Genomic DNA, 23849 nt, shown 5'->3' with positions numbered 1-23849 from the left:
TTAACAACTTAATTACTTTGAGCTACTTGCTGAACTGCCAGATGTTGCTGCGGGACTGGGAAACCAGCATCTACAAATGATTCCCGAATTAAGCGGTTTGCATCAAAATAGACTTGCCAATAGCTGGTGGGTTTGCAATAGGGGCGGATAGCTAACACTACACCTGACGGACTAAACTCTAAAATTTCCACATCTGGCGCAGGCGTGGGCAGTACATTAGGAATTTGATCTAAACCTTCCCGCAAAATTTGCATAGCATGGTTATGATCAACGCTGTAGTCAATAGTAGCTGTTAAATCAACCCGACGATAGGCATTGCTAGTATAGTTTTGGATATTATCAGACAGAATTTTGTTGTTACCAATGATGGTTTGAACGTGATCAGGGGTATCTATAATTGTAAAAAATATACCAATTTCCCTAACCGTTCCAGATAAACCCGCTACAGATATGAAATCTCCAACTTTAAATGGGCGAAACACAACTAGAAATGCTCCCGCCGCAAAATTTGATAAAAGCCCACTCCATGCCGCTCCGATCGCCACACCAGCCGCCGCTAATAAAGCCGCAAAGGAAGTTGTTTCAATCCCAAAAAAGCCTAAAAGAGCAACAATTAAAATAATATTGAGGACTACGGAAATAGTTGATCCCAAATAATGAATGATTGTAGGCTCGGTACGACTTTTAGCCAGAGCTGTAGAAGTAATTTTTACAGCTAAGCTAACTAACTTACGCCCCACAAACCATAAAATAATTGCTGCAACGATCTTTAATCCTGCTTGGGTAATTAGATCGGCAGCAGTTTTAATTACTTGGTTAACATCCATAAAGCTTTACCTCTCTTATTGGCAAATTAATTAAATTAATTGGTAAATGATCTATTAATGATCTTCAAGGCTGTGATTTTACATTTAAGTTTTAGGTACCGTAGGACTCACACGATTTTTAAATGAGGGTTTAATTTCCGTAGCTGGCACTGTGGCAGGATTTTGAGGCAAGCTTTGATCGGGAACTATATACACTGATTCCACCTGCTGATTAGTAACAGGCAAAGCCTCAAATTTAGCTTGATCAATTAAATAGGTAATGGTTTCCGCTTTAATCACGTTACCTTTCTGAGTTACTACCACATTCCCCGATAAAACTATACGTCGTTCCTTAGAGAAATATTGAGCTTTGGCTGAAGTAGCGTCAATTTGACGGGCAGGATAGTTCATCTTGACATTACCACGGGCTGTAATAATACCGTTTCGAGAATCTGCTTCTTGAATATCTGCCCGAATTGTCAATGCCGTATTCGCAGGCTGTGCCATTGTCACAGTTGTACCCAGTATTGTGGAAATACCAAGAGCAACTCCGATATATAGCTTCGTTAAATGATTAGTCATGATCTATGCCCCTATATAGTTCGATAATTCTCTGGACTACCATATCAATAGTTAACCCATCTGTGTTTAGTATGATGGCATCTTCCGCCTGTCGTAACGGAGAAATTTTGCGAGTACTGTCAGCTTGATCTCGTTCAGCGATCGCAGTTTCAAGCACAGAAAGATCGGGTATGGGTTGCCCTTGGGCTAATAAATCCTGCTGACGACGATAGGCACGCTCCTGCACTGAAGCTGTTAAGAAAATTTTTATCTCCGCATCGGGAAAAACCGTTGTGCCAATATCTCTACCTTCCATGACAATCCCGCCCGCTTTACCCAGTTCCTGTTGTTGAGCCACTAAGGCTTGTCTTACTCCTGCTTGGGCAGCGATCGCAGGCACATTTTCCGTGACCGAACTAGTCCGAATTTCACGGGTAATATCAACGCCATTTACTTTAACTTGGGTGGTAAAGCCTTCAGAAGTGGCGGGTGTAAGTTCAATTTTGCAACTATTAGCCAAGTTAGTGATCCCAAGCTCATCATCAAGAACTAACCCTGATTGCAATACTAACCAAGTTACAGCCCTATACATTGCCCCAGTATCTAAGTAGATTAGGTTTAATTGCTGGGATAGTAAACGAGCGATCGTTGATTTTCCCGCCCCCGCAGGACCGTCAATGGCAATAATTGGCTTACGCAAAATTTTTTCTAAGTTTTTTAGTTGATACTTAATTCAAGACTATATTATCAATTAATCGGGTTCCCCCAACTCTAGCGGCGATCGCCAACATTGATAAGTTCTTAGCATTAGCTAAAGGTTGTAAGGTTTCCAAATCTACTAGCTCTACATACTCTAAGTCCACATCTGGAGATAAGGAGTTTTGGGCTAAGGAAGTTAGAGCATTTACCGCAACTTCTCCGGCTCTAAATGCAGATTCAGCCACCTGCAAAGCCTGATACAAACTAGCAGCCGTTACTAATTGATCGGGCGTTAAATATTGATTACGGGAACTTAATGCCAAACCTGATGGCGATCGCCTTGTGGGACAAGCCACTACTTCTGTGACAAAATTTAAATCCCTAATTAACCGTCGCACTATTGCCAATTGCTGTCCATCTTTCTGTCCGAAATAAATCCTATGGGGTTGTACTATATTTAATAATTTTGTCACGACCGTAGCCAGACCCGTAAAATGTCCTAGGCGCAGTCGCCCACAAAGTACTGATGTCATGGATTCTGGCGGAATTACCTGAGTTATCTCCCCTATCCCATAGATTTGGTCTACGGCTGGCGCAAAAATAATATCTACCCCAGCTTCTTCACAAATTTGGCGATCACTTGCTAAATTTCGAGGATACTTGGCATAATCTTCACCTTGACCAAACTGTAAAGGGTTAACAAAAATACTGACCACAACACAGCCATTTTCTTGCTTAGCTTGTTGGATTAAGCTCAGGTGACCTGCGTGGAGAGCACCCATTGTTGGGACTAACCCTACAGAGTCTAGAGCCTTGTCCAGAGTGGCTCTTAGAGTTTCTATAGTTGAGATAACTACGGTCATTATGTAGCCAGAGTTTAACTATCTGCCCATCACTTCCAGCTTAACAGGGGCAACTCCTGAGGAGATTAACCCAATCATTTGCGCTGCACCCTGGGATAAGTCTATAACCCTTCCCCCTGAATAAGGTCCGCGATCATTGATTCTCACAACTACAGACTTACCGTTATAGGTATTAGTAACCCTTACAGGCGTACCAAAAGGTAGAGTAGGATGGGCAGCGGTTAGGGTATATTTATCAAACCTTTCGCCATTAGCAGTATATCCACCATGAAAACCAGGTCCATACCAAGAAGCCATGCCAGAAATAACTTGACTGACGATCGCAATTGGCAAGCTATAGGATGGTCTAATATTCGTGGCAGGCATACCAGCTATAGTTGTCAATGGTTGAGCCTTACCTAGTAAACGCCTAAGTAAATTTGCTGTGGCAATAGCATCATTAGCCTTATCCTTAGTGGCATCAGGAATTAACAGACTACTATCAAGTTTAAGACTCATTTGGTCACCCAACTTCAGCACATAGTCGCCAGACTGCCAAACTACAACAATATTTTTAGCGTCAAACCCATCACGGGCTAACTGATTAAAGGTAGATGCCATAACAGTGGCACGCTCCACAGGATCAACGTAAGTAAGCAAATTTCCATTCTTAGAAGGAAGCTTCGCAGAGGATCGAGGTGTAGGATACTTAACTTTCTGTTCTGAAGTTGGAGTTGAAGTATCTATAAAGGTAAAAACTGGTAGATTATTGACGTAGACTGTAGCTGCGGTTTTATTACGAATTTGATAAGGAAAGACTTTGGCGATCGCAGTATTAGGGCGAGAAAGGGATTCAGAACGAGTCTCTCCAACTTTTAGGGTAGAGGATAGAGCAGAGGAATCGAAATCAGAAGGTTCTTTAGATTGCAGAGGCGTATCTGCGTTAGCTGAATCATTAAAAGGAACAACAGCTAGAGAACTTATTGCAATGAGAGCCAATAAAAGGCATCTCCATGTTTTTTTTGTCATAAATCAAGCATGTGAGATGTGAGTGAACAAAAATAGAAGACTCTGAGGAACTCGCTTCTACTTATCTAAAGTCAGATGAAGAAATTTCTGACGCAGAATAACCCTATCACGACTTCCATCGTCAAAGTTGCAATGATTGGAAAAACTAATACCTTAAAAGGATTGATAATTAGGGGATTGACAAATTATGATTGACGTGAGTGATTGTCTAATTGAGACTTATTAAACTTTAAAACCATAAAAGAGATGGATTTTTCTGTAATCTGAATCACGAATAGATGTGATCTGAGTATGTCGAGATATAAATTATTTGTATCTTTTTTGGTTTAATAAAAAGCAATTATGTGCATAGAGAACAAAAATATTGTAAAAACTGATCTCTAAACATAAATTATTCTGGTTGCACACCTCTAATAATCCGTGATAGTTCACTTTTTTCATCTATAGAACTACGGGAGGGAGAACCACTAAGAATCTGTTCATATCCCTTAAAGGAATCTTGAATTTGTGCCCCTTGGTCAGTGATTATATATTCTCTAATCTTGTTATCATGTCTCGAACCTCTCATTTTGAAAACATTTACCGCCCTTGCCATCTCTCCTCTAATCTCAACATATTGCAACAAAATGATAGTATCAGTGATCGTTGAGATATGAGATTCAGTGATAGAATGAGAACCCATAAACTGATCGGTAGTATTTGTAAATAACCCTGTAATTTCCTCTTGCTTCACAAATCCAGTTAAACCAATCACAAATTGACGAAAGTTATTATTACTAACCCCACGGGCTAATGCTGAAAGAGAATCGATCGCAATTCGAGAGGGCTTAAAAGAATCAATCTCAGACTTAATCATTTGGAGGTGATCCTCTAACCCCGTAGATTCTGGATAGGCACAGATAATTTTTAGTAGTCCCATACCTTCGAGTTTTTCAAAATCCGTCCCCCATGAAGAAGCATTGCGGGATAATTGGGCACGGGATTCTTCATAGGCAAATAGTAATGCCCTTTCTCCATTTTGGCAGCCATTTTGCAAAAACTTACTCACCATTAGGGTTTTACCTGTGCCAGTGGCTCCAGTAATTAAAATAATTGAGTCTTTAAAGTAGCCCCCTCCGCACATGGTATCTAAAGTATCAATTCCTGATGAAACTCGAACATTAGAAGACTTTTGGGTTAATCGCATGGCACCAAGCGGGAAAATATTAATGCCATTACTGGTCATCGTAAAAGGAAACTCTCCTTTCATGTGGGTAGTACCCCGCAATTTTAAGATTTCGGCTGTGCGATGCCGCCGTTCCCCCTCTAAAACATTACGAACAATAATTACATTGTCAGACACAAACTCTTCTACCCCAAATCTGGCAACTGGACCATATTCTTCCACCCGCTCTGTGGTCATAACTGTAGTCACACCCAAAGACTTTAACCTGCCCACCAGCCTAAAAATTTCCCTGCGGACTAGCCCCAAAGACTCGTACTGTTGAAAAATAGCGGTAATTGAATCAATGGAAATACGCTTGGCTTTGTATTTTAAGATCGCGTACTGAATCCTCTCAATTAAGGCAGAAAGATCAAAATCACCGACAACTTCATGCCCCTCTGGATCGGGTGAAGCATCAAGGATAAATAGCTTGCCTTCATCAATTAGTTTTTGTAAATCCCAGTTAAAACTATGGGCATTTTTAATAATGTCAGCGGGAGATTCTTCAAAGGTTACAAATACACCATTTTCACCGAGTTCAACAATCCCATTATAAATAAATTGCACAGCAAATAAAGTTTTTCCTGTTCCTGAAGTACCACTGATGAGGGTTGATCGCCCCATTGGTAAGCCGCCGTGGGTGATTTCATCTAGTCCTTCAATCATTGTGCGTAGTTTCTGTACCCCAAGTTCTTGGCTTTCCACTGCACCATTGATTCCATCACGCTTCATCAATTAATTCCTCGTACAATAAATCTAATCCAATTAAAACTTTTTCGCGATCGCTTAAATCTCCAATAATTTTTCGTACTGGCGGTGGTAAGACCTTAGCTAGGGTGGGCGTTGCTAAAATTTTATCCTCCTCAGCGAGTTGGGGATTTTTAAGCACATCAATGACTTTTAGGGCATAGACTCCCTGAAATTCTTTTTCCAGAATGTCATTTAAGGTCTTGAGGGCTCGAATAGAGTTGGGGGTATTTCCTGCCACATAGAGCTTAAGTACATAATTTTTACGAATAAAACTCATTTCTGTACCTCCTTAGGAATAGAGCGGCGATACATCTCGCACAGGTGAGCAATGACATCGATTAGGGTAATACGATAATCTAGCAAAATCTCTTCATTACGCCCTTCCAATCTTAACTGCTTAGCAAAATCATCCATTAGTTCCATATGAATTTGTAATACTTGGGATACGGATATATCTGCAAAAAAGCACATGCTGGCAAACTCATCAATCAAAATATTAAGTTGTTTCGAGTTGTCTTTGAAATACTCCAAAATTATAGAACGATAAATTGTTTGTAATCTTTGAATGTATAGCTCTTGATCTGCTTTTGGTAGCCGCCGCCAAAATTGCTTAGCATCTCGTTTGTAATAAACCCCCAAATAGCCTAATCTTTCTTGGAGCTTTTCTGAAAGTCGCTGTTGGGCTGTGGCGAGATGGGTAATTTTAGTTTGATTTGATTCTGGGCTATCAGAGTTGTTAAATTGATTTGGTAATCTAGGGGGGAGTTTTAAAAATAAAGCGATCGCCTGATCAATGGCATCGGGTAATTCAATCAGGTTATCTACTTCTAGGCTGACGGCTGCGGCTGTGGGGTAAATAAATTCTGGCTGATCTAATTCTGGCTGATCTAATTCTTGAAGATTCTGTTCTTGAAGATTCTGTTCTTGAAAATTATGAGCAGAAATAATTAAAACCGTGGGCAAACAAATACCTAAGTTAGAAAGGCGATGCTTAATCGCTTCATCCTCAAGCCATGCAATCAGACAGTCTTGACTGGATTGCTCCTCTATGAGATTTTTTGATAACTGTTCGATACTATAAAAACTAGTCACATTAAATCGATCCGCTTCCAAAAACTGGGTAATAAATTTATGGTGGGATGTTTGCGGTAATAAACAGCAAATTTGTAAAATTGGAGACACGGAACAGCTTTATATTTTATTAATAATTGCCTATATTAGTGCCTATTGTGTTGTTAAGGGGAATCAAATTTTGCGCTTTTAAGCATACTTTACTGATTCAGGTGTAATCCAAATCACTCTTTATTTATAAATAATCAGTTTATTCTTTGCCCTATATGGGATTACTATAAATTGACTATTACAGTCCTGTCGTAGTAGAGAATTTTTCTATCATAATCTAAATTATTAAACTGTAGCAAAACTAGAACATGACCGACCAAAAAAGAGCTTTAATTACTGGAATCACTGGACAAGATGGGTCTTATATCTCTGAACTTTTACTGGCAAAAGGCTATCAAGTTCACGGCATTGTTCGCCGTAGTTCCACAATCAACACTGACCGCCTTGATCATTTGTACCAAGACCCCCACTTACCTGAAACCAAGTTATTTCTGCACTATGGTGACCTTACCGATGGCACAGCCCTAGGTAGATTATTGGAAGCAATTAGACCCCATGAGGTGTATAACTTAGGAGCGCAGTCCCATGTCAGAGTGAGTTTTGATTCACCTGAATATACTGTGGACTCAGTAGCAATGGGAACTTTACGGCTATTAGAAGCAGTAAGAGATTTTCAGCAACGCAAGGGTAAAGAAATTCGGTTTTATCAAGCTGGTTCATCAGAAATGTTTGGGCTAGTTCAAGCCGTACCTCAAAGTGAAACCACACCATTTTATCCCCGTAGTCCATACGCCTGTGCCAAGGTTTATGCCCATTGGCAGACGGTAAATTACCGAGAATCCTATGGTTTATTTGCTTGTAATGGGATTTTGTTTAACCATGAATCACCAAGACGGGGAGAAACCTTTGTTACGCGTAAAATTACCAGGGCGATCGCTCGGATCGTGGCGGGACAGCAAAAGAAATTATATCTTGGTAATCTTGATGCTAAACGGGATTGGGGCTATGCCAAAGACTATGTAGAAGCGATGTGGCTAATGCTACAGCAAGAACAACCCGATGATTATGTAGTAGCGACTGGGGAAACCCATTCCATTCGAGAGTTTTTAGATGTAGCATTTGGCTATGTTGACCTCAAGTGGGAAGATTATGTGGAAATTGATCCACGCTATTTTCGTCCTGCCGAAGTCGAGTTACTTTTAGGTGACCCTACTAAAGCTAAGCAAAAGCTCAATTGGAAACCTAGCGTTAACTTCAAGGAATTAGTATATTTAATGGTTGATGCCGATATGCAAGCACTAGGATTAAAAAGTCCAAATCAAACTACGGATATTGCAACCTTAAGGCAAAATTCTGTTTCTAGCTGGAGCTAGGTAAAGCTTTAAATCTGACTCTTATTGAGGTTTTCGATCAAGCTCGGAGAAAAAAGGGTCGCAGGGCTAGGTTCTCCGCCTTGGTTTTAGTATTTTATTTCTGCCACATTTAACTGAAATCTGCAATAGCTAAAATTAAACCAATATTTTTATCACTATTCATTAAGCATTAGGATTCTTAAAATGACACTTTCACTTCAAGATCAAAAAATTCTAGTTACGGGCGGAGCAGGATTTTTAGGACAGCAAGTAGTTGCCCAATTATTAGCTGCTGGTGCTAGTAAAGATTTAATTTCCATTCCGCGATCGCGCGATCTAGATATTCGGGTGTGGGAAAACTGCCAAAAGGCTGTGGATAATCAAGATATTGTGATTCATTTGGCTGCCCATGTAGGGGGAATTGGCTTAAATCAGGAAAAGCCGGGTGAGCTATTCTACGATAACTTGATCATGGGTACACAACTAATCCATGCTGCCCATTTAGCAGGAGTAAAGAAATTTGTCTGTGTGGGTACAATTTGCGCCTATCCCAAGTTTACACCTGTACCATTTAAAGAAGATGATATTTGGAATGGTTATCCCGAAGAGACTAATGCCCCCTATGGGGTGGCTAAAAAAGCCTTACTAGTGCAGCTACAAGCCTATAGGCAACAATACAATTTCAATGGTATTTATTTACTGCCCGTGAACCTGTATGGTCCTGCGGATAATTTTGATCCAAAGAGTTCCCATGTGATCCCCGCTTTAATTCGTAAAGTCCATGAGGCTCAAGTTAGAGGTGATAAACAACTGCCAGTGTGGGGAGATGGTAGCCCTACCCGTGAATTTTTATATTCTGAGGATGCGGCACGGGGGATTGTCATGGGTACTCAAAGTTATGATGATCCAGAACCAGTAAATTTAGGCACGGGTTACGAAATTTCGATTAAAGATTTAATTACTCTAATCTGCGACCTCATGGAATTTGAGGGAGAAATTATCTGGCAAACCGATAAACCTAACGGGCAACCTCGACGCTGTTTGGATACGGAAAGAGCTAAAGCGGCTTTTAAGTTTACTGCCCAAGTGGATTTTAAGCAGGGTTTGCAAAATACGATCGCTTGGTATCGGGAGCATGCAGTATAAAAACTAAGTCATATTCAACCAATTAAATATATGACTTTACCTCTTCAGCGTTGGCAGATTGCGGCTCCTCAGCCAGAGTTAGCCAGTGAGATTTCTAATTCTACTGGTCTTTCACCCCTACTGGCACAAGTTTTGATCAATCGGGATATGAATACACCTGAGCGATCGCAGGTTTTTCTTGATCCTGATCGTGAAGTATTAGTTGATCCTAAATTAGAATTTCCTGATTTGGTTGCCAGTCTGGATATTTTAGAAGCAGCAGTTAAGAATCATCAGAAAGTGGCGATCTGTGGGGATTATGATGCCGATGGTATGACTAGTACGGCTTTACTGCTAAGAACGTTACGGCTTTTAGAAGTTGAGGTGAGTTATGAAATTCCCAGTCGAATGAATGAGGGCTATGGCATTAATATCCGCATGGTGGAGGAATTACAGGCTAGGGGTGTGGGTTTGATTATTACCGTGGATAATGGAATCTCGGCATTCGCAGCGATCGCCCGTGCCAGAGAATTAAATTTAGCCGTAATTATTACCGATCACCATGACTTGCCCGAACAATTACCTCCCGCCAATGCCATTCTAAATCCCAAGTTAATTAATCTAAGTTCTCCTTACTATGCGATCGCTGGCGTGGGAGTGGCGTATGTGTTAGCGTTAGAGTTGGCTGATCGATTTGGCAAAAGACAGGCATTAGAATCCTTACTCCTAGAGCTTTTCACTCTTGGTACTATCGCTGATCTAGCACATTTAACAGGCATTAATCGGCGTTTAGTGAAGCAAGGTTTAAGATTATTGGGACGATCGCAATTACCCGGAGTTACAGCCCTAATTCAAGCTTCTGGCATAGCGGATGATCAAAAAATAGGGTTAAAGCCAGAGGCGATCGGGTTTAGCCTAGGACCACGCATTAACGCTGTGGGAAGAATTGGTGACCCTGTAACCGTAATTGAGCTTTTAACCGCCGATGACATGGGCATAGCGATTACCCTGGCACAAAAATGCGAAGAAACCAACCGTACCCGCCAAGAACTATGTAGCCAAATTGAACGGGAAGCGATCGCCTACATTCAGTCTCTAAATTTAGATTTAAGCCAAGAACGAGTTTTAGTCGTAGTTCAACCCAATTGGCATCATGGCGTAATTGGCATCGTGGCATCACGGTTAGTTGAGCGATATGGAGTACCAGTATTTATTGGGACCTACGAAGAAGAACAGGATCATTTGGCAATTCGAGGTTCTGTGCGTAGCATTCCAGAATTTAATGTATTTGAGTCCTTGGAATTTTGCCGAGAATTTTTAAATAAATATGGTGGACATCCTGCAGCGGGTGGGTTTTCCATGCCAAGTCAGAATTTACAGAAATTTAGCGATCGCCTGCGCGAATTTGCCCATCAACACCTAGAACCTCATCACCTCAAGCCCTTAATTCAAGTAGATGTTAAAGCCGACTTACATGATATTTCCCTCACACTTTTAGAACAAATTGATTTATTACATCCCTGTGGCATGGGTAATAGTGATCCAGTGTTTTATACGCCTAATGTACGGGTAATTTCACAGCAAATTAGAGGTAAAAATAAAGCTTGTCTAGCACTGGAACTGGATCGAGGCAATGGCTCCAAAATTAAGGCAATTTCTTGGCGATGGGGAGAATATTATCCGATTCCTGATTATGTGGACTTAGCATATAAATTAAGAGCGAATAAATGGCAGGATAAAACTTCCGTAGAACTAGAGTTAGTAGGCATCAGAACACCTTGGACTCCGATTTTAGAATCTAAACCTGCCCCGAAAATCGCGATCGCTCCTAAATGGCAAAACTTAAAAGCCCTAGCCGAAATTCCTCAGCCTGCCTTAATTTATGGTTATGATCATCCCGAGTTTACTGGAGATAGCGATCGCCCGATTCCCCATAAAACCTATAAATCTCTAGTACTTTGGAGCCTTCCCCCTTCAATTACACATCTGCGCTGGCTAATTGCCTTAACCAAACCAGCCTTAATCTATTTAGGTAGTCAAATTCCAGTTTTACCCACACAGTCAGAACTTAAGCAGAAGTTATCCCTATATATTGGTTCAGGTACTGAGTCAGCTAATTTACAGGTTAATTTATTAGATTTAGGACAAAAGCTATGGCTAGCACCCTGCGTAATTGTATCGACATGGCGAGAACTTGGATATGATTGTGCAAATTTCCCCCCAACTCAGCCCCTGAGCACCGAACTAGAAAACCAAAAACGCTGGTATCAGATTTCCATAGAAAAAATAACTAGCATTATCACTAAATAGCTGAAACCAAATTGCAATTTAACTCCTAATAATGCTGCCCCTAACCTTATGGTAGAGTTTCATAGTCATTCAATGTTTATGGTGGCAGGTGAGTGCATTTCACACCATAGAGAATAAAGATTATATGCTCGATAATTTTAATAAAATCCTTTCTGAATCTAATTCCCAGCTAATAGAACTAATTCAAAAATTTGATCAAGCTAAGGTTTTAGTAGTGGGCGATTTAACTCTTGATGAATTTCTCACAGGGCAGGTAGAACGCATTTCCCGTGAAGCTCCCGTCTTAATCATTCGCCATGAAGGTACAAAACAAGTCCCCGGTGGAGGTGCCAATGCTATCTATAATCTGGCAAAGCTCGGAGCTAAAGTAATTGCTGTTGGCATTATTGGTAATGATGATCAGGGTAAAGCTCTGAAAACCATTTTTACCGAAGCGGGAATTAATACATCTGGCATATTTATCGATTGCGATCGCCCCACAGTTACAAAAACCCGAATTTCTGCCCATGCCCGCCAGTCGGTAACTCAACAAATTGTCAGGATTGATCGTAAATCCGATGCACCAATTAGTGAAACCTTACAAACCCAATTAGCACAGTTTATTCAAGCCCATATTGATCAAGTTGATGCGATCGTCTGCTCTGACTATGGCGAAGGTGTAATGACCGAAATCGTGATCGATGCTGCCCTAAAGCATAAATTAGTAGTTGTAGATACCCAAAAGGATTTAGATCGTTATCAAGGGGCAACAATTTTTACCCCCAATTTACCTGAAGCTGAGTTAGCAGTTGGCTATGGCATTTCTGATACTAATATCCAAACCGCATCCCAAGATTTATTAAAACTAACCAATGCTAAACAAATTTTAATTACCAGAGGTGAAAATGGCATGAGCTTATTTGGTCAAGATGGTAACGCAGACCATATTCCCGCCTTTAATCGTACTCAAGTCTTTGATGTCACAGGGGCAGGAGATACAGTAGTAGCAGCCCTAACCTTAGCTTTGGCAAATGGTGGTTCCGTTTGGGCAGCAGCAGTTTTGGGCAATTTAGCAGCTAGCATTGTTGTTAGACAGTTTGGTACAACTACAACTAACACCACCGAAATGTTAACTGCCTTAGAACATCTTTTGAGCGATCGCCCCGATTAGAGTTAGTGGAAACTCTGAAAACTTAATTAGCCCTATTTTTTATATTGGGAAGGTAGTATGTTAGTACTTTTAACACAATTTTATGATTGAACCAAATCCTAAATCCCCCCCAAATTCTCAGTCTCAAGAAAATATTTCGCCAATTTCAGGCATTATCGGTGCAGTAATTTCTGCCATCCTTGCCTATGGATTATATAACTTCACCCTAGGTGTAGCACGCAAACTAGCTCTGAGTCCGTTTCAAAATGCTCAAACCCTTGCTGATCGCATTGGTGCAGCAATCAGAACTATATTGTTAGCCATGGGTAGTGGAATTACAATTATTTTTGGCGTAATTGCGATCGGGCTGGTATTATTAACTATTAAGCAAATTTATACAAAGGTACTTGAAACTAATTCCTAGGAAGAACGATGTATCTGTTGCCTTGGAATAGGGAAGAACCGTTTTCGTTTGGACTCGTTGTACGCGTTTTCCTTTCACTTCCTGTTATGGGGAAATTCAAACCACGCCCCTCGGTGGCATGACAAAGGCGTATCAACCGTATAACAAAGCACTTCCACTCAGAACGGAGCTTTACTCTATCAGTTATGATGCAAGATGCAAGTATTATTGTGGACAGTAGTAGCCCAATGAATGCAAAGGTATCCTTGGATGGACTGTAGGCGATCACAGTGCTAAAACTTTTGAGCCATTATGGGCAATCATGGCAGCATGGTAATCTTATTTCTATGTCACTGATGCTTGGATTATTGATCTAAGTTTTATCCCTGATGGCGATCAAATTATTAGCAAGACATACATCACCAGAGTTAAGGGTGAAAAATTTCGATTACGACGCTCATTTATAAAATGTGACTAATAAAATGTATCTAACTAGGCTAAACTTAATTAAAAATTAAGAATCTTAGGAACAAACTATAAATTTGCGTAGGTCAATGTTGCAACTATTACTCTTCATTGACGATCGCCCGATTACCCGTGATCTAATCAAAGAATTAGAAGAGTTTTTACACCATAATTTACCCAATCAATCCAGATTACAAGTAATTAATGTCTCCAGCCAACCATACTTAGCAGAGCATTTTAAGGTAATAATGACTCCTGCTCTGCTTAAAATTAACCCATCTCCACGTCAGGTAATTGCAGGTAAAAATTTAATCTCTCAGCTTGCAGATTGCTGGAAAGATTGGCAAAATCAGGCGATCACTAATGAGGATAAGCCACTAGATCAATTAGACATACCCTACTCTTCAGAATTAATTCGGCTTGCCGATGAAATGTTTCGCCTGAGCCAAGAAAAGGCAATCTTAGAAGAAGAATTACGATTTAAGGAGCGCATTATTGCCATCCTTGCCCATGACCTGCGTAGTCCCCTTACAGCTATATCCTTAGCTTTGGAAACTATAGAACTAAATCATGAGCAACTCACCTCCGATTTAGCAATGCAACTTTTTAAGCACGCTCGAAATCAAACCAAAGCTTTAGATATTATGATTACAGATATCCTAGAAGCATCCCAGGGTAGTACTTCTGAGCTTAAAATTTATCTTCAAAAAATTCAAATTGGGGAACTTTGCAAGAGTGTGGTTAGTGATTACTCGTTAATCAGCCGCTTACAGGCAAAACAGCAAGCCTTAGTCACAGATATTCCTACAGATTTGCCATTGGTCTATGCCGATCCTGAAAGAGTTCGTCAAGTTTTAATCAATCTCATCGGTAATGCCATTAAATATACTCCCATAGGTGGCGAGATTACCGTTGCTGTCTTGCATCGCACTTCTCAAAAAGTTGAAATTACAGTTACTGATAATGGCTTGGGAATTCCTATGAAACTGCGCGATCGCATTTTTGAAGATCGATTTCGAGTCCAAGAAAACGATGAACAGGAGGGTTATGGCATCGGTTTAGCTGTATGTCAGCGCATAATTCGTGCTCACTACGGCAGAATATGGGTCGATAGTGCCGGTAAGCAGGGTAGTAGCTTTCACTTTACCTTACCCGTCTATTAACCAGTCTATTAATTATTTGCACGTTTTAGTATTACAGTGAAACAAGTACCTATATTTAGTTTACTTTCCACTTTAATTTCTCCAGACATTTTTTCTACTAAATCTCGGGCGATCGCTAAACCTAAACCAGTTCCAGTAATATTTCCCTTTGCCTGCCGACCTCGAAAATTACGCTCAAATAAATGTGATAAATCGAATTCATCAATGCCTACGCCAGTATCTTTAACTTTCACTTCCACATGCTCAGAATTAAACGTGGCCACTACATCTACTTTACCTGTCATAGGTGTGTACTTGATGGCATTATCAATTAAATTATTCAGGACTTCCCTTAAAGCGATGGCATTACCTTGGACAAACGGAAGTTCATGGGGGATATGACTAGTGAGTTGAAGTTGTTTCTCTTGGGCGATCGCTGTAGCAGATAATAATAAATTTTCTAAAATCTCCGCTAGGTTAACAGCAACTATCTCTAAAACAGGAGGAAGTAAGAGTGGGAAGTCGGAGTCACTCGGAAGGATAACAGAAGTAGATGTGGAAGCCAGAGTATCGGTCTCAACTAATAGGTCTTGAATATGTTTGGTTTCTCTAACAATTCCCATGACCAAATTATGGTTAGGATCCTCGGGTAAAATCCGCCGAATTAATAATTGCCCAAAGGTTCTTAAAGCGGTTAGAGGATTTCGCAACTGATGAAAAAGTGAAGCTGTAAAGTCCTGTTGACTAATTACCGCATCCCTTTGTATATCTCTAATACTCTGTTTCAGCCAGTGGGAACGTCGATCCAAAGCGCAGGCGATCGCCAAAGTATTAGCAACCTGTTGAATCTGAATTTGCTCTTGATCTGTCCAGTCTCGATCATCACGACCAGTCATCAAGAAACCCATAATTCCATCCTTATAGAGTAAAGGAATCACAATTCTGCCCTGTTGGACGATCGCACTTCCCTGCTCTAAACTAGAAGGTGGAAGCATCAGTAAAGAATTACTAAATCCCGTATCCGCTAATGTCACCGTATCAGGGTAGGTTACAACTTCAATCAAATTTGGTTGCCTTTCGCCTGATATATCCTCAGCAACATACATGACACTGGATGCAGCCCCAAGGGTTTGGGTTAATAACACCACCTGCGATCGAGCTAGAGCAACCAGATCAGGGCTAACATTCAGCATCTATCCATCCCTCTGAACCTAATTTTTAGGACTGATTTTGAAACCAATAGTAAGTCACCATCGGAATCACTGTTGCCGCAATCAGAAAACCACCAACTACCAAACTAGCACTGACAGGTTCCGTTTTAATTTCCGAGGGTTTAATTGATAAATCTGTTTCTGCCACAATCACAGGTGCACCGGGATCAGCTAAACCAGAAAGCACAGCAACCAAGCGATTCATACCATCAGTTACAGCCTGATTATAGTTAGACTTCTGCGATGGGAACAGCATAGTTTCAGACGCTATACTGGCAGCAATTTCCTTAGGTAAGATTTGATCAACCTCTGCCCCTGTTTTAATCGCCACACGGTGATCCTCCGTTGCCAGCAGGACTAAAGTTTGTTTTGCCCTTTGCTCAGGGGTTATAAACCATTTATCAAACAGTTCTGATACAAACTCACTAGCAGGCTGTCCAAAATCAATTCTTTGGATGGTCACAAATCTCACCTGATTTCCAGTTTCAGTTGCCAATTTCTCCAAAGCCTCCGAAGTAGTGCTTTCTGTTGAACTACTAATAACCTTAGCAAAATCGATTACCCAAGTTCGATCATCTGGTGTTAAGTCTGGTAAATCTGCTACTTCTGAAGCGATCGCCCCTGTCGTAAATATCTGAAATACCAAGATTAAACTCACAATTGCTAGTACTAATTTCTGCAGTATCAATTTATCTCTTTTTAATAAATCTCTTTTCAAGAATTTTCTCTCTAATAATGCGAATGTCATAACCTGTTCCACCATATTTTTTTAAATATTCTTAATTAATTAAAAGCTTTACAATCAGAAAATTTTTATAGCTAAAGATAATTTTAATTTTGGCATTTTTAATGTTGATTTAATTTTGACATTTGTATAGCACCACCTAACCCTTAACAAAACTTCAACAAATCCAGATTTTTGATTAAAAAATCTGTAAATTTTTATTAAATTTTATATTAATTTCTGTAAATAATCATGATTAACGCTAGATTAGCCTGTGGAAAACTATGTGGAAAACTTCCTGAAAGCTGTGGAAAACTCTGCATGATCTGTGGAAAAACTTGACTAAGTATTTATACTCTGTGGAAAAACTCCCTATTTATCCACAGATTTATCCACAGGTTAAAAACTTCAAAGCTATAGCTAAATATAGTTTTTAAAAAGTTTTCCACATTTTCCACAACCCCTACTACTACTATTAAGATTTTAAATTTTAAAAAATATTCAAGAAGTAGAGTTTTAGAGAAAGTTCAAAGAAAAAATTTTGATTTCTTGGTTGCATCTCTAGGTAACAGTGCTAGTATGGGCTTCTAATTTTTAATTTTCAAATCCCTGCTTAAGTCACTAGTCACTTCAAGTCACTGCTCAAATTTAGTTCAAGCTCTATGCGGTTTGTTTGCTCTCAATCCCAACTTAGTACCAGCCTTTCCCTTTGCAGTCGTGCGGTTGCCAGTCGTCCTACCCATCCAGTTTTAGCAAATATTCTGTTTTTAGCCGATCAAAGCTCTCAAACTCTTAGTCTCACTGCTTTTGACTTAAATCTAGGAATTCAAGTTGTGTTCCCTGCGGATGTAACAGAATCTGGGGCAATTACTTTGCCTTCTAGACTATTAGGTGATATTGTTTCCCGCCTACCCAATGAAGATATTACTTGGACTGTCGATAAAGACGCGATCGCCTTAATTACTTGCGGTTCAGGTAAATATCAAGTCCATGGCTTACCGATCGAAGAGTTTCCTGAGTTACCCCAAATTACTGAAGGTGGTCAAGTGACTTATTTACCCGTAGAGTCCCTTTTACTGGGATTAGATTCTTCACTATTTGCCACATCAACCGATGAAAGTAAACGAGTTTTAACAGGTGTACATATCACTGCGAACTCTGACTTTTTAGAATTTGCTGCCACCGATGGACATAGACTTGCCGTAATTCAAACCAAGTTCTTAGAGGAAGAGGATGGAATTCCAATCAAGCTAGAAAATCAGACTAGCCTTGAAGTTACAATTCCAGCTAGAGCAATGCGGGAACTGGAAAGAATGCTCAAAAATCAAAAAGAAGGAGTGATAACCGTTAAGTTTGATCAAAATCAGATGATCTTCGTTCTTGCCAATCAGACTCTGACCTCTCGATTAATTGATGGAAGTTACCCTAATTATAATCAGTTGATTCCTAAGCAGTTTGAGCGTCAAATTACCCTAGAAAGAGAAGTATTTATTTCTGCTCTCGAGCGCATCGGAGTTCTAGCAGATCAAAAGAATAATATTGTGAAACTTTCACTAAATGCAACCGCCCAGGAAATTTCTGCTACTGTGGATGCCCCTGATGTTGCGACAGGTAAAGAATCTGTACTTGCTCAAATCTCTGGTAATGACTTAGATATAGCTTTTAATGTCAAATATTTACTTGATGGTCTAAAGGCTCTATCTAGTAAGGAAATCCAAATTAAGATTAATACTGCCACCAGCCCAGTGATTCTTCAGCCAATTGGTACGGTGAATATGACCTATTTAATTATGCCAGTGCAAATCAGAAATTAAGGCTGAATTATTTACTTTCTTTCCAAGACAAATATACTGCCTTCATTGCCTCTGCCAATGCGTAGGTTTTCATCCAAATAGGTAGTTTCCAACCATCCTTTTTGATTTGTACTGGTAATAGGAAAATCCACCGCAGGTAACTTTACCTTAGATTCTAGGATTTTCACAAATTCACTAACATTTTTGTGGTTTAAGAGTCTTTGTAAACCCAAAACAGAGCGTTCAAATCTAACATTAACTCGTTGTCTGGATACAGGGGTAAAACTAGCGCATACACTTACGAAGCCTTCTAGGAAAGGAAAACCTGTAAATTCAGCGATATTATAAATTTTACCGTCTCGAATACATTGATAGATGTATTGGGTGCGGATAATGGGTAATCGATCTAGTCCTAAAAGTTCTTTACTACTGGTAAATAATAAGCGCCAGTCACCCAAGAGTAATTCTGGGACTTCTAGGGGAGAAGGATTGGGATTTGATTCTTCAAGATAGGCAACGGCAGATAGGATTTCTTTAGTTTGATTTTCTGTAGGTTTTAAGCCTTTTTGATTTAATCCTATTTGAAATGGAGCGATCGCCTGCAGTAAAACTTGTTTTTTATTCATTTTTTATTATTCATATCCCTATGTTACGCAGAAGGATAAATGATTTAGATAAATTATGGATTTTTCGACTTTGGGACTAATTGTAATCGCCCTTGGGCATCAGTTTGGACTAGCATACCCAATTTATCTAGCTCATTTACAGCAATCTGAAAGGTTTTCTGATCTACGGCAGACGTTAAAACCGATCCCCAGGCGGAAATTCTGGCGGCTGAACTATTGGGGTCTTGACGTAAAAATTCAGCAGAGGCACGAGAGTATGCTGCTACAAATTTAGTTTCTGGGAGGGCATCAGGGGGAAAGGTTGCTCGATCTGCCCACTCCGCCGCTTTAAGATAGGATTTTCGGGCTGCGGCACTATCCCCTAAAAATAATAATTCATCGATCGCCCGCCTCCGCCATACGGTATAGGCATCATATTGTTTTTCAGGAATAATGAATGGTAGTCCTTGCTCATAGAGAGTGATCGCCCGATGGGGTTGTGCTGCAAATAAAGTAACACTATTAGACATGAATAAATAAGCGTAAATATGTCTGGGATCACGACTGATAATGACATCAAAATAGTCGGGACTTAATACATAGCCCGTTTTATTTTTTAGCCTTGCCACATCATCACCAAAATATTGTAGAAATCCTAAAAACGTCAGGTCAGCAATTATATTATTGAACCCAAATCCTTTAGGCGGTAGTTGATTTAAGAACTTTAGGCGCGCCTTTTCTTGCTGTATCCACCGTTGATCCGCCTCTGGTGTTTGTCCCACTAGCTTTTGCTGCAGTCGAGGTAGTTGTAAACCAATGGAAGTAAGCGCAAAGGCAGCGATCGCCCCAAGATTAATAGCTAGTTTAATTAATTGCATAGGAAGATTCTATTATTCGACTATTATGCTTTTTGATGCGGCACAAAAAGAAATATAAAACCATAATGGGGAACCTAGCCTTGCGATTCTGATTTGTCTCTTTTTTTTCTGAAAACTTTAATAAGCCATAATTTCTATCCATATTCTATCCATTAAAATTTGGATATAAGACTTGAACTTACCTTTATTGTGGCTTGATTTTGGACTTGAATTTATCTGCGGCTGAATTTTGAAGATAAAGATATTTAGAAATATTATAGTTAATTTATTGCCTATAAACTTAAAACTTAACTTTTGAATTTTTCCTAGTTCGGTAAACCACACTGGTAGGAGTTACCCAAATTCAGCTACATTAGCACTCAGCAGTCAAGAGTGCTAAATAGTATTGTTATTGGATTAAACGCTATGGCAACAGTGTCTTTAAATGTTTCTACCGTGAAGCCCTTGGGCGATCGCGTGTTTGTTAAAATCAGCGAGAAGGAAGAAAAAACCGCAGGTGGCATCTTTTTACCTGATACAGCCAAAGAAAAGCCCCAAATTGGTGAAGTCTCTGCTGTTGGTGCTGGCAAGCTTGATGATAAGGGAGTCCGTCAACCTTTAGAAGTCAAAATTGGCGATAAGGTTCTCTACTCCAAGTATGCGGGCAATGAACTCAAGATTGATGGTGTTGAGTATGTTTTACTTGCAGAGAAAGATATTCTAGCGATCGTGGCATAGGTCTTACTAGATAGGCTTTTTGTAAGTATAAACCTTCAATTTGATCTTTACTTAATCCCTTCAATTAATCGAAATTAATCTAAATCTAAGGCTAGAAAATTATGGCAAAGCGAATTATATATAACGAAGATGCCCGTCGTGCACTCGAACGTGGTATGGATATTTTGACCGAAGCGGTAGCTGTTACCCTTGGTCCTAAAGGCAGAAATGTCGTTTTAGAAAAGAAATTTGGTTCTCCCCAAATCATTAATGATGGTGTCACGATCGCCAAAGAAATTGAACTTGAAGATAATGTCGAAAATACTGGTGTAGCTTTGATTCGTCAGGCTGCCTCTAAGACCAATGATGCGGCTGGAGATGGTACAACTACGGCAACTGTACTGGCACATGCGATCGTCAAAGAAGGTATGCGTAACGTCGCTGCTGGAGCTAATGCGATTTCCCTGAAGCGTGGTATTGATAAAGCGTCTAGTTTCTTAGTTGAAAAAATTGCGGCTCATTCTCGTCCAGTAGTCGATTCTAAAGCGATCGCTCAAGTTGGCTCAATTTCTGCAGGTAACGATGAGGCTGTAGGACAAATGATTGCCGATGCTATGGATAAGGTTGGCAAAGAAGGCGTAATTTCCCTCGAAGAAGGTAAGTCTATGACTACCGAACTGGAAATTACCGAAGGAATGCGGTTTGATAAGGGCTACATCTCCCCATACTTTGTCACTGACTCTGAGCGCATGGAAGCTTCCCTAGAGGAACCATTCTTATTAGTTACAGATAAGAAAATTGCCCTAGTTCAAGACCTTGTACCCGTTCTGGAACAAGTAGCCCGCACTGGTCGTCCTCTATTAATTATTGCTGAGGACATTGAAAAAGAAGCTTTGGCAACCCTAGTGGTCAACCGTCTCCGTGGCATTTTGAATGTGTGTGCTATTAAAGCTCCTGGATTTGGCGATCGCCGTAAAGCCATGCTGGAAGATATTGCTGTGCTAACTGGTGCTCAAGTTATTACTGAAGATGCAGGATTACGTTTAGACACAGTCAAGTTAGATGCGCTGGGTAAATCTCGTCGTATTGTGATCACTAAAGATACTACAACCATTGTGGCTGAAGGTAATGAAGCTGCGGTGAAGACACGTTGTGAACAAATCCGTCGCCAAATCGAAGAATCTGATTCCTCCTTTGATAAGGAAAAACTCCAAGAGCGCCTTGCTAAATTAGCGGGTGGTGTAGCTGTAATCAAAGTTGGTGCTGCTACGGAAACTGAAATGAAGGATCGCAAGTTCCGTTTAGAAGATGCCATCAATGCTACTAAAGCTGCCGTAGAAGAAGGGATCGTTCCCGGTGGTGGGACAACCTATGCTCACCTAGCTCCCGAACTCGAAACTTGGGCAAATGCTCACCTCAAGGCGGAAGAGCTTACAGGTGCATTGATCGTAGCCAAGGCTTTATTGGCTCCCGTTAAGCGTATTGCTGAAAATGCTGGACAAAATGGTGCCGTAATTGCCGAAAGAGTCAAGGAAAAAGACTTTAATACTGGCTATAACGCTATGACCAACCAGTTTGAAGATATGTTTACTGCTGGTATTGTTGATCCTGCTAAAGTAACTCGTTCTGCTTTACAAAATGCCGCTTCGATCGCAGGCATGATTCTAACCACAGAATGTATTGTTGTAGATAAGCCCGAAGAAAAAGCTGCTGCTCCTGCTGGTGGCGGTGCTGGAGACTACGATTACTAAGGCTAATCTAAGACTGATAAATCTTAAATTAGGAAAAGAATAGAAAAAGTTTGGGGTGGTTATGCCATCCCTTTTTTGTTGATTTTATCTAATTAGACCTAAGGGCGATCGCTAGTGGAGATGATATGAATATCCACATTTTTTAGTTGGCGGAGAATTGTTTGGGTTAATGAACCTTTTAAGAGCATTTGCCATCGTGATTTTTGGCTTTCCCCCATTACTATTTGCGTAATCCGATGTTTTTGGGCAGTTTGAGTGATTGCCTTAGCGATGTTATATTCCCTCACTCTAATAAACTCACCCTTAAAATCTTGGCAAAGCCTTTGACAGTTTTCGATATGTAGAGTTTCAGATTTAGTTAAAAAGCGATCGGGGTCTTCCACAAACAGCACATAAAGTTGTCCGTGCATATAGGTACAGATTCTTGCCCCCCGCCGTAGGAGTTGTAAAGAATTTGGGTAAGTAGAAACACAGACTAAAACTCGTTCTTGAACATTATAAAAGTTATTTTGAGGACTTTCCTCTTCTATGCCTTCCGCATCAATATTGTCAGCGATTTCCCTTAGTGCCAACTCCCTGAGCGCAATTAAGTGGTGACGTTGAAAGAAGTTATTTAGCGACTGATCAATTTTATCAGGTGCATAGATTTTGCCGTCCTTGAGTCGTTCCTGTAGAGTTTCGGGTGTGACATCTACGACTATAATTTCATCGGCGGCTTCGAGAATGCGATCGGGAATCCGTTCTCGTACTATGACTCCTGTAATTTTTGCCACAGTATCGTTCAGACTTTCAATATGTTGGATATTTACAGTGGAATATACATCTATGCCTGCCGCTAGTATTACTTCTACATCCTGATAGCGTTTTTCTCGTTCTGAGCCGGGAACATTGGTATGTGCCAGTTCATCCACCAAAACAAGCTGAGGTTGACGTGCCAAAATAGCCTTGGTATCCATTTCTGGTAGGGTTATGCCTTGCCATGGCACCTGTTGGCGGGGAATTAGTTCCAGTCCAATTGCCTTGTTAGCGGTTTCTTCCCGATTGTGAGTTTCTAAGAGTCCAATTACTACATCCACTCCTTCCGAAAGCAGACGATGTCCTTCCTCCAGCATTTTATAGGTCTTGCCTACACCCGGACTCATACCAATAAAGATTTTATGCTTACCACGTCGATTAGGAGTCATAGGGACTGAAACTTGGGAATGAAGTATTGTTTATTGTGTCAGGTTTATAGTAAGCCTACAAAAACATT

22 protein-coding genes and 1 pseudogene are annotated in these 23849 nt (G+C 40.3%); 10 read left to right on the top strand and 13 right to left on the bottom strand.

The window, feature by feature from the left end:
- Positions 1-8 precede the first annotated feature (8 nt).
- From SYN7502_RS05435 to SYN7502_RS05405, 8 genes are all read right to left on the bottom strand, one after another.
- On the bottom strand, positions 9-827 hold the full coding sequence (locus tag SYN7502_RS05435) for a mechanosensitive ion channel family protein (protein ID WP_015167876.1): 819 nt from the start codon (positions 825-827) through the stop codon (positions 9-11).
- A gap of 84 nt (positions 828-911) precedes the next feature.
- On the bottom strand, positions 912-1388 hold the full coding sequence (locus SYN7502_RS05430; RefSeq protein WP_015167875.1) for an LptA/OstA family protein: 477 nt from the start codon (positions 1386-1388) through the stop codon (positions 912-914).
- A complete protein-coding gene (cmk, locus tag SYN7502_RS21540) occupies positions 1381-2067 on the bottom strand; it encodes a (d)CMP kinase (protein ID WP_015167874.1) in 687 nt (228 codons plus the stop codon). The genes SYN7502_RS05430 and cmk overlap by 8 nt, the downstream gene beginning before the upstream one ends.
- A gap of 28 nt (positions 2068-2095) precedes the next feature.
- On the bottom strand, positions 2096-2929 hold the full coding sequence (panC, locus tag SYN7502_RS21535) for a pantoate--beta-alanine ligase (RefSeq protein WP_015167873.1): 834 nt from the start codon (positions 2927-2929) through the stop codon (positions 2096-2098).
- An 18-nt stretch (positions 2930-2947) separates the two neighbouring features.
- Entirely contained in the window at positions 2948-3937 is a 990-nt protein-coding gene (locus SYN7502_RS20900; RefSeq protein WP_051023583.1) for a septal ring lytic transglycosylase RlpA family protein, read from the bottom strand.
- A 391-nt stretch (positions 3938-4328) separates the two neighbouring features.
- Positions 4329-5873 carry a circadian clock protein KaiC gene (gene kaiC / locus SYN7502_RS05415; protein ID WP_015167871.1) on the bottom strand — a complete coding sequence of 515 codons (1545 nt, stop codon included), beginning with the start codon at positions 5871-5873 and terminating at the stop codon, positions 4329-4331.
- On the bottom strand, positions 5863-6168 hold the full coding sequence (gene kaiB, locus SYN7502_RS05410) for a circadian clock protein KaiB (RefSeq protein WP_015167870.1): 306 nt from the start codon (positions 6166-6168) through the stop codon (positions 5863-5865). The genes kaiC and kaiB overlap by 11 nt, the downstream gene beginning before the upstream one ends.
- Complete coding sequence (locus SYN7502_RS05405; protein ID WP_015167869.1) at positions 6165-7073, bottom strand: circadian clock protein KaiA; 909 nt, start codon at positions 7071-7073, stop codon at positions 6165-6167. The genes kaiB and SYN7502_RS05405 overlap by 4 nt, the downstream gene beginning before the upstream one ends.
- A 248-nt stretch (positions 7074-7321) precedes the next feature.
- On the opposite strand from SYN7502_RS05405, the gene gmd reads away from it, so the two are divergent.
- From gmd to SYN7502_RS05375, 7 genes and pseudogenes are all read left to right on the top strand, one after another.
- Entirely contained in the window at positions 7322-8386 is a 1065-nt protein-coding gene (gene gmd / locus SYN7502_RS05400; protein WP_015167868.1) for a GDP-mannose 4,6-dehydratase, read from the top strand.
- A 183-nt stretch (positions 8387-8569) separates the two neighbouring features.
- The gene (locus tag SYN7502_RS05395) at positions 8570-9511 is read left to right on the top strand and encodes a GDP-L-fucose synthase family protein (protein WP_015167867.1); all 942 of its coding nucleotides are present in this window, start codon (positions 8570-8572) and stop codon (positions 9509-9511) included.
- A 30-nt stretch (positions 9512-9541) separates the two neighbouring features.
- The gene (gene recJ / locus SYN7502_RS05390; RefSeq protein ID WP_015167866.1) at positions 9542-11800 is read left to right on the top strand and encodes a single-stranded-DNA-specific exonuclease RecJ; all 2259 of its coding nucleotides are present in this window, start codon (positions 9542-9544) and stop codon (positions 11798-11800) included.
- 124 nt (positions 11801-11924) lie between these two features.
- The gene (gene rfaE1, locus SYN7502_RS05385) at positions 11925-12950 is read left to right on the top strand and encodes a D-glycero-beta-D-manno-heptose-7-phosphate kinase (protein WP_015167865.1); all 1026 of its coding nucleotides are present in this window, start codon (positions 11925-11927) and stop codon (positions 12948-12950) included.
- A gap of 82 nt (positions 12951-13032) precedes the next feature.
- Positions 13033-13353 (top strand): DUF3082 domain-containing protein, encoded by a 321-nt coding sequence (locus SYN7502_RS05380; RefSeq protein WP_015167864.1) that lies wholly within the window; start codon positions 13033-13035, stop codon positions 13351-13353.
- Positions 13354-13591: 238 nt separating this feature from the next.
- Positions 13592-13786: pseudogene (locus SYN7502_RS20895) on the top strand (IS1 family transposase); the annotation flags it as partial.
- A gap of 100 nt (positions 13787-13886) precedes the next feature.
- On the top strand, positions 13887-14960 hold the full coding sequence (locus tag SYN7502_RS05375; protein ID WP_015167863.1) for a histidine kinase: 1074 nt from the start codon (positions 13887-13889) through the stop codon (positions 14958-14960).
- 8 nt (positions 14961-14968) lie between these two features.
- On the opposite strand, the gene SYN7502_RS05370 is transcribed toward SYN7502_RS05375, so the two are convergent.
- Positions 14969-16132 carry a sensor histidine kinase gene (locus SYN7502_RS05370; protein WP_015167862.1) on the bottom strand — a complete coding sequence of 388 codons (1164 nt, stop codon included), beginning with the start codon at positions 16130-16132 and terminating at the stop codon, positions 14969-14971.
- 25 nt (positions 16133-16157) lie between these two features.
- Positions 16158-16808 carry a photosystem II repair protein Psb32 gene (gene psb32 / locus SYN7502_RS05365; protein WP_246828971.1) on the bottom strand — a complete coding sequence of 217 codons (651 nt, stop codon included), beginning with the start codon at positions 16806-16808 and terminating at the stop codon, positions 16158-16160.
- 728 nt (positions 16809-17536) lie between these two features.
- On the opposite strand from psb32, the gene dnaN reads away from it, so the two are divergent.
- Positions 17537-18688: a DNA polymerase III subunit beta gene (gene dnaN / locus SYN7502_RS05360; protein WP_015167860.1), complete on the top strand. Its 1152-nt coding sequence runs from the start codon at positions 17537-17539 to the stop codon at positions 18686-18688.
- 11 nt (positions 18689-18699) lie between these two features.
- Here the strand turns inward: dnaN and SYN7502_RS05355 are convergent, their stop codons facing one another.
- Both SYN7502_RS05355 and SYN7502_RS05350 read right to left on the bottom strand, forming a co-directional pair.
- Complete coding sequence (locus SYN7502_RS05355) at positions 18700-19293, bottom strand: PAP/fibrillin family protein (RefSeq protein WP_015167859.1); 594 nt, start codon at positions 19291-19293, stop codon at positions 18700-18702.
- Between the two features lie 53 nt (positions 19294-19346).
- Entirely contained in the window at positions 19347-20150 is an 804-nt protein-coding gene (locus SYN7502_RS05350; RefSeq protein ID WP_015167858.1) for a hypothetical protein, read from the bottom strand.
- 405 nt (positions 20151-20555) lie between these two features.
- On the opposite strand from SYN7502_RS05350, the gene groES reads away from it, so the two are divergent.
- Together groES and groL are read left to right on the top strand one after the other, a co-directional pair.
- Positions 20556-20867: a co-chaperone GroES gene (gene groES / locus SYN7502_RS05340; RefSeq protein WP_015167857.1), complete on the top strand. Its 312-nt coding sequence runs from the start codon at positions 20556-20558 to the stop codon at positions 20865-20867.
- 101 nt (positions 20868-20968) lie between these two features.
- Complete coding sequence (gene groL / locus SYN7502_RS05335; RefSeq protein ID WP_015167856.1) at positions 20969-22597, top strand: chaperonin GroEL; 1629 nt, start codon at positions 20969-20971, stop codon at positions 22595-22597.
- Positions 22598-22695: 98 nt separating this feature from the next.
- Here groL and SYN7502_RS05330 read toward each other — a convergent pair whose 3' ends face one another.
- Positions 22696-23781 (bottom strand): universal stress protein, encoded by a 1086-nt coding sequence (locus SYN7502_RS05330; RefSeq protein WP_015167855.1) that lies wholly within the window; start codon positions 23779-23781, stop codon positions 22696-22698.
- Positions 23782-23849: the final 68 nt, after the last annotated feature.

This window comes from Synechococcus sp. PCC 7502 (genome assembly GCF_000317085.1).
Classification (GTDB): domain Bacteria; phylum Cyanobacteriota; class Cyanobacteriia; order Pseudanabaenales; family Pseudanabaenaceae; genus PCC-7502.
This window is presented reverse-complemented; position numbering and strand designations above follow the sequence as displayed.

Excerpts from the sequence above, each read along its gene's own strand:
- rfaE1 (WP_015167865.1), top strand. The coding sequence starts at position 11,925 with ATGCTCGATAATTTTAATAAAATCCTTTCTGAATCTAATTCCCAGCTA.
- SYN7502_RS05370 (WP_015167862.1), bottom strand. The coding sequence starts at position 16,132 with ATGCTGAATGTTAGCCCTGATCTGGTTGCTCTAGCTCGATCGCAGGTG.
- groES (WP_015167857.1), top strand. The coding sequence starts at position 20,556 with ATGGCAACAGTGTCTTTAAATGTTTCTACCGTGAAGCCCTTGGGCGAT.
- groL (WP_015167856.1), top strand. The coding sequence starts at position 20,969 with ATGGCAAAGCGAATTATATATAACGAAGATGCCCGTCGTGCACTCGAA.
- kaiB (WP_015167870.1), bottom strand. The coding sequence starts at position 6,168 with ATGAGTTTTATTCGTAAAAATTATGTACTTAAGCTCTATGTGGCAGGA.
- panC (WP_015167873.1), bottom strand. The coding sequence starts at position 2,929 with ATGACCGTAGTTATCTCAACTATAGAAACTCTAAGAGCCACTCTGGAC.
- SYN7502_RS05395 (WP_015167867.1), top strand. The coding sequence starts at position 8,570 with ATGACACTTTCACTTCAAGATCAAAAAATTCTAGTTACGGGCGGAGCA.
- SYN7502_RS05355 (WP_015167859.1), bottom strand. The coding sequence starts at position 19,293 with ATGAATAAAAAACAAGTTTTACTGCAGGCGATCGCTCCATTTCAAATA.
- gmd (WP_015167868.1), top strand. The coding sequence starts at position 7,322 with ATGACCGACCAAAAAAGAGCTTTAATTACTGGAATCACTGGACAAGAT.
- SYN7502_RS20900 (WP_051023583.1), bottom strand. The coding sequence starts at position 3,937 with ATGACAAAAAAAACATGGAGATGCCTTTTATTGGCTCTCATTGCAATA.
- SYN7502_RS05330 (WP_015167855.1), bottom strand. The coding sequence starts at position 23,781 with ATGACTCCTAATCGACGTGGTAAGCATAAAATCTTTATTGGTATGAGT.
- SYN7502_RS05375 (WP_015167863.1), top strand. The coding sequence starts at position 13,887 with ATGTTGCAACTATTACTCTTCATTGACGATCGCCCGATTACCCGTGAT.
- SYN7502_RS05435 (WP_015167876.1), bottom strand. The coding sequence starts at position 827 with ATGGATGTTAACCAAGTAATTAAAACTGCTGCCGATCTAATTACCCAA.
- SYN7502_RS05350 (WP_015167858.1), bottom strand. The coding sequence starts at position 20,150 with ATGCAATTAATTAAACTAGCTATTAATCTTGGGGCGATCGCTGCCTTT.
- kaiC (WP_015167871.1), bottom strand. The coding sequence starts at position 5,873 with ATGAAGCGTGATGGAATCAATGGTGCAGTGGAAAGCCAAGAACTTGGG.
- dnaN (WP_015167860.1), top strand. The coding sequence starts at position 17,537 with ATGCGGTTTGTTTGCTCTCAATCCCAACTTAGTACCAGCCTTTCCCTT.
- SYN7502_RS05380 (WP_015167864.1), top strand. The coding sequence starts at position 13,033 with ATGATTGAACCAAATCCTAAATCCCCCCCAAATTCTCAGTCTCAAGAA.
- SYN7502_RS05430 (WP_015167875.1), bottom strand. The coding sequence starts at position 1,388 with ATGACTAATCATTTAACGAAGCTATATATCGGAGTTGCTCTTGGTATT.
- recJ (WP_015167866.1), top strand. The coding sequence starts at position 9,542 with ATGACTTTACCTCTTCAGCGTTGGCAGATTGCGGCTCCTCAGCCAGAG.